The organism is Helicobacter sp. UBA3407 (genome assembly GCF_949747025.1).
Lineage (GTDB): Bacteria > Campylobacterota > Campylobacteria > Campylobacterales > Helicobacteraceae > Helicobacter_D > Helicobacter_D ganmani.
Window position 1 is genome coordinate 1 of sequence record NZ_CATKCB010000151.1, and the last position, 2,286, is coordinate 2,286.

The 2,286-nt window shown below is 38.1% G+C and carries 2 protein-coding genes; both read left to right on the forward strand.

The genetic code is table 11. From position 1 onward, the window contains the following. Positions 1 to 86 precede the first annotated feature (86 nt). Entirely contained in the window at positions 87 to 1,637 is a 1,551-nt protein-coding gene (locus Q1553_RS05495) for a Na+/H+ antiporter NhaC family protein (RefSeq protein WP_115550845.1), read from the forward strand. A gap of 448 nt (positions 1,638 to 2,085) precedes the next feature. Further along, on the forward strand, positions 2,086 to 2,286 hold a 201-nt coding region (locus tag Q1553_RS05500), incomplete at its 3' end, for a methyl-accepting chemotaxis protein (RefSeq protein ID WP_300842799.1).

Here is a 2,286-nt window from a genome sequence, read left to right on the forward strand (position 1 = left end):
ATCACGAGATTCTTAAGTATTTAATGTAAAACTAATGAAATTACAAATAATATACCACACTTTTTTCTTTTTGCGTTTTTAGGAGTATGGGAATGTATGCAGATTCAGTATTGAGTTTGGTTGTGCCTTTGTGTGTGATTGCGCTAGTATTTATTACGCGCAGGGTTGTGCTTTCGCTATTTGTTGGAATCTTTCTAGCTGGATTTATGTTAAGCAATTCGTTTTTTGGGGTTTTAGAATATGTCTTAAATGCCATTGGAGGGGTGTTTTACAGCGAGGGAGAAGTGCAATCTAATGCCTTGTATGTGTTTGGGTTTTTGATTTTGCTTGGGATTTTGACGCAGCTAATGCAATGTTCAGGTGGAATGAATGCCTTTGTGCATTGGGCAAGAGAACGCGTCAAAACTGCGGAAGGTTCGGAATTTGTTGCTTTTATTGCGGGAATTGTGATTTTTATTGATGATTATTTTAATGCACTCACCGTCGGGCAAATTGCACGCCCACTCAATGACGCGAATCATTCTACAAGGGAACGTTTGGCATATATTATTGATTCTACTTCCGCACCGATTTGTATTTTAATGCCAATTTCAAGTTGGGGGGCTTATATTTTGGGAATTATGGGTGGATTGGTGGAGAATACCTCAAGCTTTAGTGTGCTAGTGCAAAGCATTTGGGGGAATTATTATGCTTGGTTTGCCCTACTTGGAGTTTTTTTAACGATTCTTTGGCAAATTAATCTGCCCGTTATGCGCCATAATCAAGGAGTAGGGGTAGAAGAGTTTGACGAAATCAAGCCTCATAGCGGGGGGAGCATTTGGCTTTTGATTCTGCCCATTATTGCACTTATCTTTTTTGTGGGATTCTTTATTTTTTATAGTGGCTATCAAGTGTCGCAAAATCCAAATCTGATTGAAATGCTTGCAAATGCCCAAACTGGATTTTCACTTTTTTGGGGTGGAGTGTGTGCAATAGCTGTTTCTGTAGCTATTGCTTGGAATCGCATTAGTTTGCGCGAGTATGCTTTGATTATCAAAGACGGATTCTTGTCTATGTTGCCCGCAAATCTTATTTTAATTTTGGCGTGGGCGATTGGACCTGTGATTAAGAATGATTTGCAAACCGGCATTTATCTTGCCAATCTAAGCAGGGATTTTTTGGCAAGCGGTGTATTGTCGGCAAATGTCATTGCTCCTTTGGTATTGTTTTTAAGCGCAAGCTTTATTGCATTTTGCACCGGAACTAGCTGGGGAACATTTGCGATTATGTTGCCCATTGGTGCGAGCATAGCCACGATTAATAGCATAGATATGATGTTGAGCATTTCTGCTGTATTGGCTGGAGCAGTGTATGGAGACCATACTTCGCCAATTTCTGATACAACGATTCTTTCTGCTACAGGAGCAGGTTGCTCTGTGCAGAGCCATTTTATCACACAATTGCCCTATGCAACGACGGCTGCATTTGCTGCATTGATTAGCTTTGGTGTTGCAGGATTTTTTGAATCTCTTATTGTGGGATATTTGGTGGGTTTTGGAATGATGTTTGGGGCTTTTTATGGGTATAGGCGATATTTGAGCAAGCCATTGGATTTTCAAGAAAAGGAATCTACTTGTATAAAATCAAAGTTTAAATAGAGATTAATATTTTTTATAATTTTTTAATTTAATTAGTTATAAAATTTTAATTAAAGCTTTAAGGTTTTTCTAAAGATTTTCGTAAAATGAAAAATCAACTTAAAAGGTAGGAGAGAATATGTTTGGCAGTCAATACAAAGAACAATTGCATCGTGTTTTGGAGGAGAATAAGCTTTTAAAAGCGAAACTCCAAGAAGCAAAAGAACACAACGAGGAATTACACGCAAAACTTCAAGAATCTTCAGAAGAAGCACAAACAGATGACAAAAGCGGGACTTTTAAAAATATGACTTTGGCACTTGCAAATGGTTGTGGTAAAAATCTAAAAATTTTACAAGATGACTTTGCCAAAACAGTGGATTTATTGCGTTCTGCAAAATCTATTGCAGCAGACAATAAGAAAAATTCTGTTGAGATTCAAAATATTTTGGCAGAAGGCTTGTCTAATATGACTGCAAAACTTTCTGAATTTAATACAATGGTTACCCAAGTGCAAAACGACTTTACTGCGATTTCAAGTGTCATTGCATTAATTACAGATATTTCAGATCAAACCAATTTGCTTGCCCTCAATGCCGCTATTGAAGCAGCGCGTGCAGGAGAACACGGAAGAGGATTTGCTGTCGTAGCTGATGAGGTGCGCAAGCTC

Excerpts from the sequence above, each read along its gene's own strand:
- Q1553_RS05495 (WP_115550845.1), top strand. The coding sequence starts at position 87 with ATGGGAATGTATGCAGATTCAGTATTGAGTTTGGTTGTGCCTTTGTGT.